At 55.4% G+C, this 14,610-nt stretch carries 13 protein-coding genes and 2 pseudogenes; 9 read left to right on the top strand and 6 right to left on the bottom strand.

Going from position 1 to position 14,610, the window contains the following annotated elements; genetic code table 11:
- Nucleotides 1-137: 137 nt before the first annotated feature.
- Nucleotides 138-710: a GNAT family N-acetyltransferase gene (locus AC3EMD_RS03365; RefSeq protein WP_012967210.1), complete on the bottom strand. Its 573-nt coding sequence runs from the start codon at nt 708-710 to the stop codon at nt 138-140.
- A gap of 92 nt (nt 711-802) precedes the next feature.
- A complete protein-coding gene (locus AC3EMD_RS03360; protein WP_012540530.1) occupies nt 803-1,036 on the bottom strand; it encodes a hypothetical protein in 234 nt (77 codons plus the stop codon).
- 749 nt (nt 1,037-1,785) lie between these two features.
- Here AC3EMD_RS03360 and AC3EMD_RS03355 point away from each other — a divergent pair.
- Together AC3EMD_RS03355 and AC3EMD_RS03350 are read left to right on the top strand one after the other, a co-directional pair.
- A complete protein-coding gene (locus AC3EMD_RS03355) occupies nt 1,786-2,631 on the top strand; it encodes an MBL fold metallo-hydrolase (protein ID WP_302073931.1) in 846 nt (281 codons plus the stop codon).
- A 270-nt stretch (nt 2,632-2,901) separates the two neighbouring features.
- Entirely contained in the window at nt 2,902-3,174 is a 273-nt protein-coding gene (locus AC3EMD_RS03350) for a hypothetical protein (RefSeq protein WP_032691249.1), read from the top strand.
- A 68-nt stretch (nt 3,175-3,242) separates the two neighbouring features.
- On the opposite strand, the gene AC3EMD_RS03345 is transcribed toward AC3EMD_RS03350, so the two are convergent.
- A complete protein-coding gene (locus AC3EMD_RS03345; RefSeq protein WP_162494467.1) occupies nt 3,243-3,608 on the bottom strand; it encodes an HdeA/HdeB family chaperone in 366 nt (121 codons plus the stop codon).
- Between the two features lie 300 nt (nt 3,609-3,908).
- Between AC3EMD_RS03345 and evgA the strand changes: the two genes are divergently transcribed.
- Both evgA and AC3EMD_RS03335 read left to right on the top strand, forming a co-directional pair.
- Nucleotides 3,909-4,523 carry an acid-sensing system DNA-binding response regulator EvgA gene (evgA, locus tag AC3EMD_RS03340; RefSeq protein WP_008806546.1) on the top strand — a complete coding sequence of 205 codons (615 nt, stop codon included), beginning with the start codon at nt 3,909-3,911 and terminating at the stop codon, nt 4,521-4,523.
- A gap of 4 nt (nt 4,524-4,527) precedes the next feature.
- Nucleotides 4,528-7,770: an ATP-binding protein gene (locus AC3EMD_RS03335; protein ID WP_117116287.1), complete on the top strand. Its 3,243-nt coding sequence runs from the start codon at nt 4,528-4,530 to the stop codon at nt 7,768-7,770.
- Between the two features lie 90 nt (nt 7,771-7,860).
- Here AC3EMD_RS03335 and AC3EMD_RS03330 read toward each other — a convergent pair whose 3' ends face one another.
- Nucleotides 7,861-8,523, bottom strand: coding sequence for a YfdX family protein (locus tag AC3EMD_RS03330; protein WP_162493302.1), 663 nt, complete (start codon nt 8,521-8,523; stop codon nt 7,861-7,863).
- Between the two features lie 237 nt (nt 8,524-8,760).
- Here AC3EMD_RS03330 and AC3EMD_RS03325 point away from each other — a divergent pair, with 237 nt between their 5' ends.
- The 3 genes and pseudogenes from AC3EMD_RS03325 to AC3EMD_RS03315 form a co-directional block, all read left to right on the top strand.
- Complete coding sequence (locus AC3EMD_RS03325; protein ID WP_012967205.1) at nt 8,761-9,336, top strand: HdeD family acid-resistance protein; 576 nt, start codon at nt 8,761-8,763, stop codon at nt 9,334-9,336.
- 26 nt (nt 9,337-9,362) lie between these two features.
- Complete coding sequence (gene hdeB, locus AC3EMD_RS03320; RefSeq protein WP_094917591.1) at nt 9,363-9,668, top strand: acid-activated periplasmic chaperone HdeB; 306 nt, start codon at nt 9,363-9,365, stop codon at nt 9,666-9,668.
- Nucleotides 9,669-9,744: 76 nt separating this feature from the next.
- Nucleotides 9,745-9,822 (top strand): annotated as a pseudogene (locus AC3EMD_RS03315) (cob(I)yrinic acid a,c-diamide adenosyltransferase); the annotation flags it as partial.
- Here the strand turns inward: AC3EMD_RS03315 and dhaR are convergent.
- Entirely contained in the window at nt 9,800-11,725 is a 1,926-nt protein-coding gene (gene dhaR / locus AC3EMD_RS03310) for a dihydroxyacetone kinase operon transcriptional regulator DhaR (RefSeq protein WP_302073930.1), read from the bottom strand. The pseudogene AC3EMD_RS03315 and the gene dhaR sit on opposite strands and share 23 nt — an antisense overlap.
- Nucleotides 11,726-11,826: 101 nt before the next feature.
- Nucleotides 11,827-12,924 carry a glycerol dehydrogenase gene (locus tag AC3EMD_RS03305; RefSeq protein WP_023298237.1) on the bottom strand — a complete coding sequence of 366 codons (1,098 nt, stop codon included), beginning with the start codon at nt 12,922-12,924 and terminating at the stop codon, nt 11,827-11,829.
- A 251-nt stretch (nt 12,925-13,175) separates the two neighbouring features.
- Between AC3EMD_RS03305 and AC3EMD_RS03300 the strand changes: the two are divergent.
- Both AC3EMD_RS03300 and dhaK read left to right on the top strand, forming a co-directional pair.
- Nucleotides 13,176-13,378 (top strand): annotated as a pseudogene (locus tag AC3EMD_RS03300) (hypothetical protein).
- A gap of 155 nt (nt 13,379-13,533) precedes the next feature.
- Nucleotides 13,534-14,604, top strand: a complete 1,071-nt coding sequence (dhaK, locus tag AC3EMD_RS03295; RefSeq protein WP_302073929.1) for a dihydroxyacetone kinase subunit DhaK — start codon at nt 13,534-13,536, stop codon at nt 14,602-14,604.
- Nucleotides 14,605-14,610: the final 6 nt, after the last annotated feature.

Raw genomic sequence — 14,610 nt, 5'->3', positions numbered from 1 at the left:
ACGTAGGCCCTTTTCCTTTTCAGCCTTCCCTGAAGAGAACAGCGATCGGCAAACCACCGGCTTAACCTGGACCTGCGCTTATGCCGACAGGCGCCGAAGACGCCCGCCGGGTATACCGCACCATTTCAGCCCAACGCTCAGGAGGTCGGTAATGCCATCATGTGGTACTTATTGCCATTGAAGTTAAAGAAACCGACGTCTTCAAACTGGTTGCGGGTATGAAACGCATACGAGCGCGGGTTCAGTACATTGACGAAAGTAACGATGACGGGATAACGCGGGGCGAACACCTTGCGCTGATACGCAAGCAGCAACTCGCCCACGCCCTGACCACGATACTCTTCTGCGACGCAGATGGGGCCATACTGATATGAGCTAGCCGCATCCAGTTTTTTCCCCTGGTAGCGATATTCGTTGAGAATACTTGCCATATATTTAAACATGGGCCAGGGGCTGAGAAATTCCCACGATCCGCCGAGCAACAGGCCAATAACCTTGTCACATGAACGATCAACAGCGATCACCACACCACTTTCGGCTGAACTCAGTTCGCTTAATTGCTGCTGCGTCATATCGGTGGTGACAAATCCATTCGCCCGCTGCTCGCCTGCAAGATTTTTAGCGTGATAGCGCTCCAGCAGTTGTTTCACCTCAGGGATGTCTACGTCTTGCGCCAGACGAATGACGATATTTTCATTGACCATTGCCATTTCATACTCCTGTAAAATATTTTACTGAAAGCGTCACCATCATCGCACCCACGGTGACAAACAGAACTTTGCGAATGATTTCACCATTGGTTTTAATGGCGGGCAGAACCATAAGCGCCATGTACCTCTGCATTTTTTGCTTCAATATAATCAGTACAGGTGGGAATGATGGAGGACTGGGTGATTTGCCGGATATAAAATTGCGGTAGTTTCCATATTACATAACAGTCCTCTTCAAGCCTTTTCCTGAATTCGTCTGTTGGTATGGGAAGCGCGTCTTTGATACGATCGGCGATTGATAGAATAATTCCATTCTTCATAAACATACCCTGTCCTGAAGCTACCAGTATAATAAGATTTGTTTCACTATTTATCTGAATAACGCATTCAGATATTTCCATTTCATTCTAAATAGTGCGGTCAATTTATAACGCAGATTTATTAACCCCTTCAAGATAGCGGATAAAATCCAGACGATCTTTCTACCTTGCGAGCTGATTACAATCCTTTAAATTTTAACTACATAATTTTTACAAAATTCTATCCTGCCGGGACAAAGCTGAATCAGTTCAGATAAATACTGTCAATGATTCATTAATAACAAATAGAAATAAGATATATCAATATTAGCAATGCTACTAAATACGACTTTTCTCAAGTCAGTTCAGCGATGCGGGCAATTGCGCATTCACATCCCTGCAGCCCTCAGGATCGTGGATGTCGAACGGCCCGACCTGACGGTCGCGTTCATTCGGTCGACCACGAGGGCGTGGCGTAATACCGGCATACTCATAGACAGGTTAAGTTGTCAGGAATGAAAGACAGTGATTGCCCTGCCACCGCTGCCATTGACACGATAGTTGCCGCGTCTGCATTAATAGCTAACTCAAGCAAGAAGCGGGCTTTGCGAATTTTTTAGCTGTGCCCATTCTTTTTCCTGCAGGTGGCTAGCCAGCATTAACGTGCAAGCCAAATGTTGGTGAATTGCTTATCCGCAATGTATGTGGCATAACACCGGTCCATAATAGAAAGAGTTTCCTTTTCATATTGTTGGCGCAACATCGAGGATTTGCTGATGCAATTAACGGTTCTGGTTGATAATAATACATTAATTGACAGGTATCTTATCGGTGAGCCTGGTGTATCCTATCTGATTGAGCATGATGGACAAAAAATCCTTTTCGATACCGGATATTCGGATGTTTTTTTGCAGAATGCGCAAACGTTGAAAATTGATTTAACCACTATCGATAGTATCGTTTTATCGCATGGGCATAACGATCATACCTGGGGCCTCAATCATTTAACCCAACATTATGATCGCCTAAATTTCACGCCTGAGAAAAAGATAAACTTGGTTTGCCATCCAGATGCATTAAACCCAAAGTATTTTGATGCAAAATCTATAGGGATCAACTACAGATTCGATCAAAATGATCTCTTCTTCGACAAAATTTGCAGCAAAAAACCTTATACACTCACTGAAAACATCATCTTCCTTGGTCAAATACCAAGGGACAATAAATTCGAGATGCTGACACCGGTAGGCCAAACGGTGGATGATAACGGCGAAATCACTGATGATTACGTTATGGATGATTCTGCGCTGGCAATAAAGACAGAAGAGGGGCTGGTGGTCGTCACAGGCTGCTCTCACGCGGGAATAGCTAACATTATCGAATATGCCAAACAGGTTACCGGAGAAAATCACATTGTGTCGGTCATTGGCGGATTCCATCTGCAAGATGCCGATGAAGATCGCCTCACACAGACAGGAGATTATCTTAAAGCATTATCCCCAGATTCCCTCTATCCATGCCATTGTACCGATCTTGCGGCTAAGATTAGCCTGGCGCGTTTTATCAAAATCAACGAGGTCGGCGTTGGGCTAAAACTAGATTTTTCTGCCGCCGGGAAATGAATGCAAAAGAGGGCTGCCGGCATGCGGGAGAGCAAACGGCAGCAGCAGCAGCAACCAGGCTCGTTAAAATTCAGGTCAATATCTGAAAAATTATCATAGCCTACGCCAGCTGATCAAAATCAATACTCCCCTCTCGCCCCTCTTATATATAACCCGTTGACTCACAAAAAGGATGAAATGATGAAAATACGGGATATATCAGTCAGTACCTGTCTGGCACTTTTATTAATGGGCTGCGTAGCTAAACCACCAATGGCGACGGAAAGTGAAATGAAAGAGGCCGCCGCCTTTGCTTTTAATGTCGATGCTTCGCAGGTGACAATTTCCGATGCGAAGCAGCAGGATGTGAAAACCAACTTTGTGGCCACCATCGGCAAAACCAGCCATCGTTGCTATGTGACAAAAGCCGCCGAGCCGAAACTTTACGGGCTGATCCCACTGGGCGGCGGCAGTACCGTCTCGGATGCCATCTGTGCCGGCAGCAACCCGACGCCAGCGAGCAAAACCTGCGACGCCCTGTCGAAAAAAGCGGGCCGCTGCTGAGCCTTTGCGCAGGAGAAGGCCGCTGACTGCACACTTAGTCACTTTTCCTGCCGCTTTACCGCGGTCGCTTAATTCAGCGACCGCACCTGCTGATAAGAATTGAGCCGTTCACGCAGCGAAGTCAGCCAGGCATCTGGCTCCTGGCGGCAGATTTCGGTGAGGATCGGCGTCAGCACCAGCTCAGCTTCATGAAAGTCGGTCCACTCCGGCGGCTGCAGAGAAAAAGGATCGTTCATCAACCAGATCACCATCGGCGTCCAGGTGCGCGGGTCCAGTTGCAGATAATCCTGACAGCGCATCATATCGCGAGTCCGTACCTCATCGGGTGCGATATTCTTTCCCGCCGCGACGCTACTTATTGCCAGAATGATTATTCCTGCCATCAGACGTTTCCAACCCCATTTTCGCCAGAGGGCGCGCTTTTCTTTTGCCATTGTTATTATTTACCTGCCAGCTGTTGCCGGAGGGAATTCCGGGCTACTCACCTTAAAAAGAGCAGATTAATCGTTTGCATTTTTTTTAACAGCAGACAGCGCTGAAGTCAGTGAACGCCTGTTCCTACAGCTGTCATCCAGATATGCAAATATATTCAACAAGCACTCATCCACAATATTTTCCCGGCCGAAAACGATTTGTGTTACAATTGCGCCTTATTACGGCACCGATAAAAATAACCTCCGCCGCACCTGCACCAGGCATCGCCCTTCTTTTTTCATATCAGGATTTACGCCCCCATGAATGCGATAATCATTGACGATCATCCATTGGCACGTATCGCCATTCGCAATCTTCTCGACACCAACGGCATTACCGTCGCGGCAGAACTCGACAGCGGCGCCCATGCGGTGCAGACCGCAGAAAGCATGCAGCCTGACCTGCTGATTGTCGATGTCGATATTCCGGAGCTCAGCGGCATCGACGTTCTGGAGCAGCTGCGCAAACGCCGTTACCGGGGAAAAATTATCGTCATTTCCGCGAAGAATGAACTGTTCTACGGCAAACGCAGCGCCGACTGCGGAGCAAATGGTTTTGTGAGTAAAAAAGAGGGAATGAATAATATCCTCGCCGCAATCGACGCAGCCAATAATGGCTACAGCTATTTCCCCTTTTCACTGGAACGCTTCTGCACCCACGGCATCACCGATCAGGACCGGCTGGATACGCTGTCAACGCAGGAGATGAAGGTGTTCCGCTATATTCTCAGCGGCGTCGACTACACCACCATCGGCAGCAAAATGAATATCAGCAATAAAACGGTAAGTACCTATAAGGTCCGTCTGATGGATAAATTAGGCTGCAGCACCCTGCTTGAGCTATATGACTTTGCGCAACGCAATAAAATAGGGTGATGGCATGGCGGTTCGTCTTATTTTATCCGTCGTTGTCGGGTTGGCGCTGAGTCTCTCTCCTGCCACGTATGCCATGAAACAGCTGGAGCTGAAGAGCCATTCTCATATCGCGGCGATCGATATCCCGCTTAGCGGTAAGGAGAAAGCATGGCTGGCGGCGCAGCCTACGCTGACCGTCGGGACCTGGCTTCCCGAGAGGACGCCCATCGTCTATGACGGCGACGAGAAAAGTTATCAGGGCATTAACGCCGACTATCTGGCGCTGATGGCGCACAGCCTCGGACTGAAGGTGATTATCCGCCAGTATGACACCGAGCAGCAGGCGCTCACCGCCCTGGCCGACCGGCAGGTGGATACCCTGCTCACTCAGGTGGCGCACCGGGATGCGCTCGCCCCGGGCCTGGATCAATCCGCGCCGCTGCTTAAAACCTGGCCGGCGCTGGTGACCTCGCTGAAATCCCCCCTGCCGCCGCTGACCACTGACCGCCGCGTTACGCTGGCCTGCACCCGCGATTGCGCTTTTTTCGATATTATTCAGCAGGCGTTTCCCAACGCCAAAATCACCCTTTATGATAGCGACTATCAGGCTCTCGCCTCGGTGGTCAGCGGCGAGAATCAGTATTTTATCGGCAACAACATCACCACTGGCCACTGCATCTCGAAATATTTCTCGCAATCGTTGGTCATTGCGCACTATTTTCGTCAGCAGGAGCAACACAACCGCTTCGTCACCCGCGACGATCGGCCGGAGTTACACCAGATCCTCGATCGTTTCATTCATGCCATCGACAGCGATACCGCGATGCGGATCATGCAAAACTGGCTCAACCGCGGCGATCTGTCGTTTCTCAATACCCCCCTCCCCTTTAGCGCCGAGGAGCAGCGCTGGCTACAGAAGCATCGTCGCGTCCGCCTGCTGGTCAACCCCTACTTTCCGCCGTTTACCCTGGTGGATGACGAAGATGAGCTGCGCGGCATCATGGCCGATATGCTGAATATTTTCTCACTGCAGACCGGACTACAGTTTGAACCCATCCTGGTGCGCAATCGCCACGATCTGGCAAAGCGCATGGAAAAAGAGGACTGGGCGATCATGCCCGCCGCCACCCTCAATTCGCAGCCGCAGGCCTACGTCACCCTCAGCGATCCGCTCATTAACGTGGCCTTTGTGCTGGTCGCTCGCGGCAGCGCGCCCGACCCGCATCTGCTGACGCGATCGGCGCGGATCGCCCTGCCGGTGGGGCCGATTGCCGCCCACGACCTGAAAACGCGCTTTCCACAGGTCAACTGGGTGGAGACAGATAACGTTGGTATCGCCATGAAGATGGTGGAAGAAGGCGAAGTGGATGCCGCCGTGGCCTCGGAACTCTCCGCCCGCTATATGATCGATCACTACTATCCGCAGGGCCTGCACTACACCCGCATCGACGGACTCCCGGTCGCCGCCATTCGGCTGGCCATCCCGCGCGATGAACCGGTGCTGGCCGCCATTCTTGGCAAAGCGCTGCAGGCGATTCCACCACGGGATATTCTGCAGATGACCGAGAAGTGGTCGAAAATATCCAGCCAGCAAATAGAGAACTGGAGCCAGTACAGCCGCCAGTTTTACCAGCTGATCGCCTTTGCGCTGGTGCTGATCGCCATCAGTCTCGGCTGGGGACTCTCCCTGTGCCGGGAAGTGCGCAAACGCAAAGACTCCCAACAGCGGCTGGAGGACGAGCTGGCGCAGAAGGAGGCGCTCTCCTGTGCGCTGGAGCGCGAAAAAGACAAAGCGATTCAGGCGACAAAAGCGAAGAGTCGCTTTCTGGCCAGCATGAGCCACGAGCTGCGCACGCCGGTGAGCGCCATCGTCGGCTTTCTGGAGCTGCTGGCGAAACCGGAGCTGAACGGCGGCCAGCGTAAAGAGGCGATCGAGCTGGCGGGATCGACGGCGCAAACTCTGCTGGGGCTGATCGGTAATATTCTCGATATCGACAAGATTGAGTCGGGAAAATACCAGATCACCCCGCAGTGGAGCGATGTCGCACAGTTAGTGTCGCAGCAATGCCACACCTTCGACGCGCTGGCGCAGCAAAAGGGCATCGTTCTGCACCACCATAACGCGCTGCAGGAAGGGATCATGCTGTGGCTCGACCCGCAGGCGCTACGGCAAATCCTCAATAATCTCATCGGCAATGCGCTGAAGTTTACCGCCGAGGGTGCGATTCAGGTCAGTTGCCGGCTGGTGCAGGCGGATGAGACGCAGGGGGAGCTGACCCTCACCGTCAGCGACAGCGGCTGCGGGATCAGTGAAGCAGAGCAGGCCACCCTCTTCCACCGCTATGCTCAGGCGCGACAGGGGCGTCAGCAGACCGGCTCCGGACTGGGGCTGGTCATTTGCAAAGAGCTGGTTGCGCTGATGCAGGGTCGACTGGAGATGGTCAGTCACCCGGGGGTGGGGACAACTTTCACCATCACCCTGCCGGTCAAGGCGAGTCGCTGCGCGCTTCATGCGCCGCAGGCATTGCCCACCAGGCCGCAGGCCCTGCCCGGGCTGGCCATATTGATAGCGGACGACCACCCCACCAACCGGCTGCTGCTTAAACGCCAGCTCAGCACCATCGGCTATAGCGTCGATGAAGCCTGCGACGGTGAAGAGGCGGAGAATAAGCTCGCCAGCAAACATTACGATCTGCTGATCACGGACCTCAATATGCCCAGGAAAGATGGTCTGGCGCTGGCGGCCTCGTTACGCCGTCGCTATCCGGGCCTGGTCATTTGGGGCGTGACCGCCAGCGCGCTGCCGCAGTCACGGGAGGCGTGTCTGGCCAGCGGCATGAATATGTGTCTGTTTAAGCCGGTGTCGGTTCAGACGCTGAGCCATGAGCTCAGCCGTTTAGCGGGGGGCCGCGCATCACCTAACGTCACCCGGCACCTGAAGCTCAGCGTGCTGACCGAAAATACGGGGGGAGACCAGGCGCTGATGACTGAAATACTGGAGACGTTCCGCGATGCGTCGGCCACAGATTTGCAGGCCGCCGGACAGGCTATCGCCCGGCATGAACCGCAGACCTTTCTGCGAGCGCTGCACCGTCTGCACGGTTCAGCACAAATTCTGGGGATTACTGCGCTACAACAATTGTGCGCCCCTTTTGAGGCTAAGCGACCTGATTCGCTGACGCCGGCAAGCTGTCTGGAGGTGGTACAGCACATCACCGGCGTCATGCGCGAGATCGACGGCGAAATCAACGCCCTGATCGGCCGCTAGCCGTTCCGCTCGGGCAGTCCGCCTGCCCGAGCGTTAAGGGGACATCCATGTCAGTTTCTTCCTCTGCGCTCTCTCAGGGTGGAACGAGGATCAGTTGCCTGCCACCAGCATCTCGCTATCCACCACAATGCCCTCTTCAGCGCCCTTCAGCACCAGATTCGCTTCGTAATACTTCCCGGCTTTCAGCAGTTTTTGCGCCTGCGCCACCGCTTTACGGGTCTGGTTGAGCGGCATCAGATACTGGTTCTCGATCACGCCGATGCCGGCCAGACGCAGGGTATCAATAGCCCCTTTCTGGTCACCTTTCGCCAGCTTTTCGTTGGCAGATTTAATGGCACTCTCTTTTTCCGGTGTGGCCACGTAGTCTTCAGACAGGGCGACGGTCGCGTTGATCACCACATAGCGATCGGCGATCATTTTTGCTGTGGCGTCAGTTTTCACGAACTTCGCCCAGCTGGCGTCATCGGCGGCCAGCAGCGCGGCGGCGTCGTCTGTCAGTTTTTTGGCGCTCTCCGGCTGGCCGTGGAACAGCGCCAGACGGGCGAACTGGACGTCGCGCATCGCGTTCGCGCCCTGCACCGCCACCTGCAGCACATCGGCAGCTTCTTTCTGTACCTGCGCCGTGGCTGCCGCGGTTGGCGCTGCCGTCGCGCTGTCTGCCGCCCACACCGGAGAGGTACCCATCATGGTTGCCAGCAGGCTCGCCAGAATGACTTTTTTCATTGTTAACTCCTGATTAAAATCGGTAAGCATCACCAAACGCAGCCAGCTTAAAAAATATCGTGGTTATTGAGAATCAGAGCCCGGAAGCGATATTGCGGGCCTGGTCTGACAGCTGTCAGACCAGGCGTATAAAGTGACCTCGGCGCTCTTATTTACGCCTGGCGATACCGCGGCCTACTATTTTTCTCAGACATTTTTTTTGGCCCGCGGAATAAACCATACGTTTATTTCAGCACCAGGCCGCCTACCGGGATCTGCGGAGCAATTATGTTTATGTTTAGCCATTACACTTTAAATGCGTTTAGTCCACGCATCTTCTTACGATATAAACGGCATGCCGGCATGATGGCCGCCCTGCTGTTTATCTGCGGGGCCTGTTGCCTGGCCTGGCCGTTGGTCGCCGGTTGGTATCTCGCCGTGGTAACCGGCATGTTGTTGATGATCTGTGGCTTCTATTCACTGTACAGCTTGATTGTCTTCCGCCAGCAGCACTGGAAATCACGCCTGGTGGCGCTGATCTTCGCCATCGCCTGGATCGTGCTCGGCCTGAGCTTTGTCGTCAATCCCCTCAACGGTATGAGCAGTCTGGCCATTTTATTTGGCTTTTTATTTGTTCTCGGCGGTATTTCCCGCATCGTCAGCGGATGTAAAACCCGAAAACAAAGCGGCGCTGGCTGGAATATTTTTATTGGCCTGCTGGATTTACTTATCGCCTGTCTGTGGCTGGCCATGAATCCGCAGCAAAGCTGGTTATTTATCACCGCATTTATCGGCGTTGAAATGATATTTAGCGCCATCGGCTTTCTGGTCCTGCGCAATAAGATGAAGCACGCCCAGGCTTAAGCCGTATTTTATCACTGGAGAAGAAAATGAATTTACCTAAAGCACTCGTGTTGACCGCGGCGGCCACCACATTCTGTCTGATGACCAGCCCGGCGTTCGCGGTTCAGGAAACCACACCGCAGAATATGACCTGTCAGGAGTTTATGGATATGAACCCGAAAAGCATGACCCCCGTGGCCTTCTGGGTCGTGAATCGCAACACCGACTTCAGCGGCGGCGACTATGTCGACTGGCATGAAGTCGAGACCGTCTCGGTACCGAAAATGCTGCAGGAGTGCCACAAGAACCCCACCGCTAAACTCGGCGATCTCAGCGCGGTCATCAAAAAATAACCCTGCTCCCCGGCGTCCTGCCGGGGAAAGTTAACCTCGTTACCCGCCGGACCCGTCTCACTTATCGATACCGCTACGCTACAGCAATCGCCTGTTGGATGCCCTGTTCTCCATGGCGCGTATCGAGGAGACTAGGCCTGATGCTTGCGCTTGAACTGGCTGGCGTCAATATCGTACTGCTTCATTTTGCGCCATAGGGTGGTGCGGCCGATATTGAGCAGCTGCGACATCTCCTGCACCCGCCCGCTGGTCACCCGGGCGGCGTGAATAATAGCTTCCTTTTCGATGGCGCTAAAGGTCAGGCTGGCCGGCAGCAGCGATGACGCGCTATCCCCGCCCGGCCGCTCGGAAAAGAGATATTCCGGCAGATTACTCAGGCGAATGTGGCCGTTGTCGCTGCTGATGGCGATATTCTCAATGACGCTGTTGAGCTCAAAATCATTCCCCGGCCACGAGTAGGCCACCAGCTGCGCCAGCGCGTCATCGTCCACTTTCAGTCGCGAAGAGAAACGCTTCTCCAGGCTTTTCAGGCGGTTATGCACCAGCGACGGAATACTGTTGCGTCGGGCGCGCAGCGGCGGGATGACGATCTCGAACGAGTGCAGCGCATAGTACAGCTGGCGGCTAAAGCGGTTCTGCTCCACCAGGTTGGCCAGATCGACGGTGGTGGTGGCGATCACCTTCACATCCACCGGGATCAGGCGCCGGGCGTCAAGGCGGGTGAGCACTCCCTGCTTAATGACCTGCAGCAGAGCCGACTGCAGCTCCGGCGCCAGATACTCAATCTTTTCCAGAAACAGGGTGCCGCCGTTGGCCAGCTCAAGCCGGCTCAGGCGGCCATTCTCATCATCAGTGGGGGCGCTGCCCATAAAGTCCTGGCCCAACACGCTGTCGGCATACAGCTGGCAGTTGACGGCGATGTAGGGGCCGCCCGCCCGCTCGCTTTCATTGTGGATGGCCTGGCTCAGCAGCTCTTTCCCGACCCCCTCTTCGCCGCACAGCAGCACCGGGAAGCCGCCGCGCGCCGCCTGGCGGCCAAAGTGGATCAGGCGCCGGGTTTCCGGATCGTCAGCAGACATCTGCTCAAAGGTGTGGCTGACTTTACCGAGCTGGCTGGTCATCAGCTGCCGCATCTGCTCCACCGGGTGCAGGAGCAGGATAAAGCTGTTGCCTTGCGCCTCGACAATCGGTTTTAAGGTGATCACCGCGTCGACAAACTGATGCTGGCTTTCAAAGGTGACTTCGACGTGATTCAGGCCGCGGGCGTGTTTGATGGCGCGGCGCAGCAGCGCCGGGAGGGTCACCAGATCGGCGATATTTTTCCCCTGGCTGGCCTGGGCATCAAGATGCAGCAGTCTCGCCGCCTGAACATTGAGAAACTGCAGGACGCCCTGCTCGTTCCACGCCATCACCCCATCGTCCATGCTCTCCAGCAGGCCGTACATCTGATTGAGGTGGCGGTTGGATTCCGCCAGCAGGCTGTCGGTGAGCAGTGAATTGCCCACCTCGCGGGCGATGGCCAGCGTCAGGGAAAGGTCGGCGCTGGATTGATTCTCCACCAGGCAACCGAGGGAGATGGAGCCGAATAGCCGCCCGTGATTATCAAACACCGGCGTCGAACAAAAGCTCCATGGCTGCAGGGCCTGCTTAAAATGCCGATCGCCGGCGGTGTTGATCGGCTGCCCCTGCATCGCGGCCAGCGACAGCGCGCAGGTGCCGATAATGCTCTCCGCGCAGTAGCTGCCGTCGCGAAATCCCTGGTCAGCCAGCTGGGCCAGCGTTTGCGGTTCGCCGCAGCGGCTCAGGATGCAGGCGGTCTCATCAAGAATAAACAGCGCGCAGGGGCGACCGTCCATAAACTCCCAGGCGTCCTCCAGCGCCGCCTGACCGATGGTCAGCAGCGCGGTTTTACGCCGACAGATGGAGTCGAAGGTCAGGCCCTGGGCCTGGTGCGGCTTTTGCCAGGTTTCACGCTGCATAAACTTGCTGCAGCGATGCCATGACTGGGCGATGACGGCAGAGACCGCCTTCCCGGTATCCTGAGTCTGAACAGTCATACTGTTTTCCGCGTTTTACCATAGAGAACCCCTCCGGCAGCCACTGCCAGAGGGGAGAAAGAAAAACCGCCGACCGGCGCCAGCGGTTTAGCCACCGCGAATTAACGCGCCAGCCACTGCTGGCCTAACAGATCGGCGGTGAGGATAGCGGCGTGCACACTCTCCGGGGTCACCGCGAACGGCATATTGTGGATGGTCTCCCCTTCCGCACAGGTGGCTTTCGCCACCGCGGCGATTTTCGCGTCGATCCCCTCTTTGACGCCCATCTGCGCGAGGGTCACCGGCAGGCCGACGCGCTGGCAGAAGCCCAGCACCGTTTCAATCTCATCCATCGGGCTGTTCTGCAGCACCAGCTGCGCCAGGGTACCGAAGGCCACTTTCTCACCGTGATACAGATGGTGGCACTCTTCCAGAATGGTGAAACCGTTGTGGATCGCGTGGGCGGCGGCCAGGCCACTGCTTTCAAAGCCAATGCCGCTGAGGTAGGTGTTCGCCTCGATGATGCGCTCCAGCGCTTCGGTGACCACCCCGGCCTGCGCCGCCAGACGGGCCTTTTCGCCCTCCGCCAGCAGCGTATCATAGCACAGGCGGGCGAGGCTCAGCGCCGCCTCGGTGGACTGCCCCCCGGCCATGCTGGTGGCGCGCGCATCGTAGCAGGCCTTGGCCTCGAACCAGGTGGAGAGCGCATCGCCCATGCCGGAGACCAGCAGGCGTACCGGCGCTTTGGCGATAATCGCCGTGTCCATCACCACCATATCCGGGTTTTTCGGATAGATCAGATACTCTTCAAACTCGCCCGCTTCGGTGTAGATCACCGACAGCGCGCTGGTTGGCGCATCGGTCGAGGCGATGGTCGGGATCACCACCACCGGCAGCTTCTGGTAGTAACCGATCGCCTTCGCGGTATCGAGGGTTTTACCACCGCCGATGCCAACCACGCCGCGGCAGCCCTGTTTTTGCAAAATCGCCATCAGACGGTTAATTTCCGCATGGCTGCATTCACCGTTAAACCGTTCCGCATGGCAGCGAATATCGTGGCTCTGCAGACCATTCACCACTTTCTCTCCCGCCAGCTTCATCACGAAATCGTCGGCGATGACGAAGAAGCTATCCGCCAGGTTTTTGGCATATTGACCGAACAGGACAGCAGCATCAGGACCCTGAAGATATTTGGCTGGAGATTGAATAACTTTTAGCATTCCTTTCACCCTCAAATAAGTGCGCATGTAGACATGAAGAGCCCTGGCGTTATCCGCGCCGGCCGGAAAACGCGGCCTGAACGGAACGGTACCGGAGCAGTGCGATCACTGTAGGGCCGGCAGGGAACAAAAAAATCTTTCGCCTTTTTGTTCTGATATGAAACACAGGTTAATTTTTTACGTTCCATATTGGAACAAAAAACCCTGTTCTCTGTCAGGATTGCGATCCCGATCCGCTCATCTGCCGCATAATGCCCTTACCATCCCCCCTTTTCGGCCTTTTTTTCTCCCGCAGCCGGCAGAAAATCAGCAAAAATTTTTTCCCACCCGCTTCGCCAGCCATCCTGACCGCCGCTTATGACAGAAGAAAAAAAGCGCGCCAGCTCGCATTTTCACCGTATCCTCGGCAAAAACGTTCCATAAAGAAACAAAATCAGGAAGCAATGTTTCGTAATGAAACCCGATCGTCGGGGCATTCTTTTTTTCGTCCGCTCAGCCAGAATCATCATATCGCCAGGCACGCTCCACCGTCAGACGATACCCCTACGCGATGACCGCCTCCGCCAGCAGAGAGGCCGCATCGAACCTTCTCCAACGGAGCACTGAATAATGAAAAAGCTGATTAACCGTGTTGAAGATGTACTGAATGAACAATTACAGGGGCTGGCTAAAGCCCATCCGCAGCTGACCCTGCATCAGGACCCGCTATATGTGACCCGCACCGACGCGCCGGTGGCCGGCAAGGTGGCCTTGCTCTCCGGCGGCGGCAGCGGACATGAGCCGATGCACTGCGGCTATATCGGCCAGGGCATGCTCTCTGGCGCCTGCCCGGGGGAAATTTTCACCTCGCCGACGCCGGACAAAATGTTCGAATGCGCGATGCAAATTGACGGCGGCGAAGGCGTTCTGCTGATTATCAAAAACTACACCGGCGACATCCTGAACTTCGAAACCGCCACCGAGCTGCTGCATGAGAGCGGCATTAAAGTCACCACCGTAGTGGTCGACGACGACGTGGCGGTGAAAGACAGTCTCTATACCGCTGGTCGCCGCGGCGTCGCCAATACCGTGTTGATCGAAAAACTGGTCGGCGCCGCCGCCGAGCGCGGTGACTCGCTGGAAGCCTGCGCTGAACTGGGCCGCCGCCTGAACAATCTCGGCCACTCGATTGGTATCGCTCTCGGCGCCTGCACCGTACCGGCCGCCGGGCAGCCCTCCTTTACGCTGAAAGATGACGAGATGGAGTTCGGTGTCGGCATTCACGGCGAGCCGGGCATCGACCGCCGCCGCTTCAGCTCGCTCGACCAAACCGTCGATGAGATGTTCGATACCCTGCTGGAGAATGGCGCCTACAGCCGCACGCTGCGCCAGTGGGATACCGTCAAGGGCGCGTGGCAGGAAGTGAAGCAGAGCAAAACCGCGCTGCAAAACGGCGACCGGGTCATCGCGCTGGTCAATAACCTCGGCGTCACCCCGCTGTCCGAACTGTACGGCGTGTATCACCGTCTCGCCCAGCGCTGCGAAGCGTCTGGCATCATCATCGAACGCAACCTCATCGGCAGCTACTGCACCTCGCTGGATATGTCGGGCTTCTCCATCACCCTGCTGAAAGTGGATGATGAGACGCTGGCGCTATGGGACGCCCCGGTTCATACCCCGGCGCTGAACTGGGGAAACTAAGGAGCA

It is taken from the genome of Klebsiella sp. PK18 (assembly GCF_057784655.1).
The sequence above is the reverse complement of the archived record's forward strand: the minus strand, read 5'-3'. Positions and strand labels throughout refer to the sequence as shown.

What these genes read in the sequence shown, in the direction of transcription:
- AC3EMD_RS03365 (WP_012967210.1), bottom strand. Translation starts at nt 710, where the DNA reads ATGGCAATGGTCAATGAAAATATCGTCATTCGTCTGGCGCAAGACGTA.
- AC3EMD_RS03360 (WP_012540530.1), bottom strand. Translation starts at nt 1,036, where the DNA reads ATGTTTATGAAGAATGGAATTATTCTATCAATCGCCGATCGTATCAAA.
- AC3EMD_RS03355 (WP_302073931.1), top strand. Translation starts at nt 1,786, where the DNA reads ATGCAATTAACGGTTCTGGTTGATAATAATACATTAATTGACAGGTAT.
- AC3EMD_RS03350 (WP_032691249.1), top strand. Translation starts at nt 2,902, where the DNA reads ATGAAAGAGGCCGCCGCCTTTGCTTTTAATGTCGATGCTTCGCAGGTG.
- AC3EMD_RS03345 (WP_162494467.1), bottom strand. Translation starts at nt 3,608, where the DNA reads ATGGCAAAAGAAAAGCGCGCCCTCTGGCGAAAATGGGGTTGGAAACGT.
- evgA (WP_008806546.1), top strand. Translation starts at nt 3,909, where the DNA reads ATGAATGCGATAATCATTGACGATCATCCATTGGCACGTATCGCCATT.
- AC3EMD_RS03335 (WP_117116287.1), top strand. Translation starts at nt 4,528, where the DNA reads ATGGCGGTTCGTCTTATTTTATCCGTCGTTGTCGGGTTGGCGCTGAGT.
- AC3EMD_RS03330 (WP_162493302.1), bottom strand. Translation starts at nt 8,523, where the DNA reads ATGCTTACCGATTTTAATCAGGAGTTAACAATGAAAAAAGTCATTCTG.
- AC3EMD_RS03325 (WP_012967205.1), top strand. Translation starts at nt 8,761, where the DNA reads ATGTTTATGTTTAGCCATTACACTTTAAATGCGTTTAGTCCACGCATC.
- hdeB (WP_094917591.1), top strand. Translation starts at nt 9,363, where the DNA reads ATGAATTTACCTAAAGCACTCGTGTTGACCGCGGCGGCCACCACATTC.
- dhaR (WP_302073930.1), bottom strand. Translation starts at nt 11,725, where the DNA reads ATGACTGTTCAGACTCAGGATACCGGGAAGGCGGTCTCTGCCGTCATC.
- AC3EMD_RS03305 (WP_023298237.1), bottom strand. Translation starts at nt 12,924, where the DNA reads ATGCTAAAAGTTATTCAATCTCCAGCCAAATATCTTCAGGGTCCTGAT.
- dhaK (WP_302073929.1), top strand. Translation starts at nt 13,534, where the DNA reads ATGAAAAAGCTGATTAACCGTGTTGAAGATGTACTGAATGAACAATTA.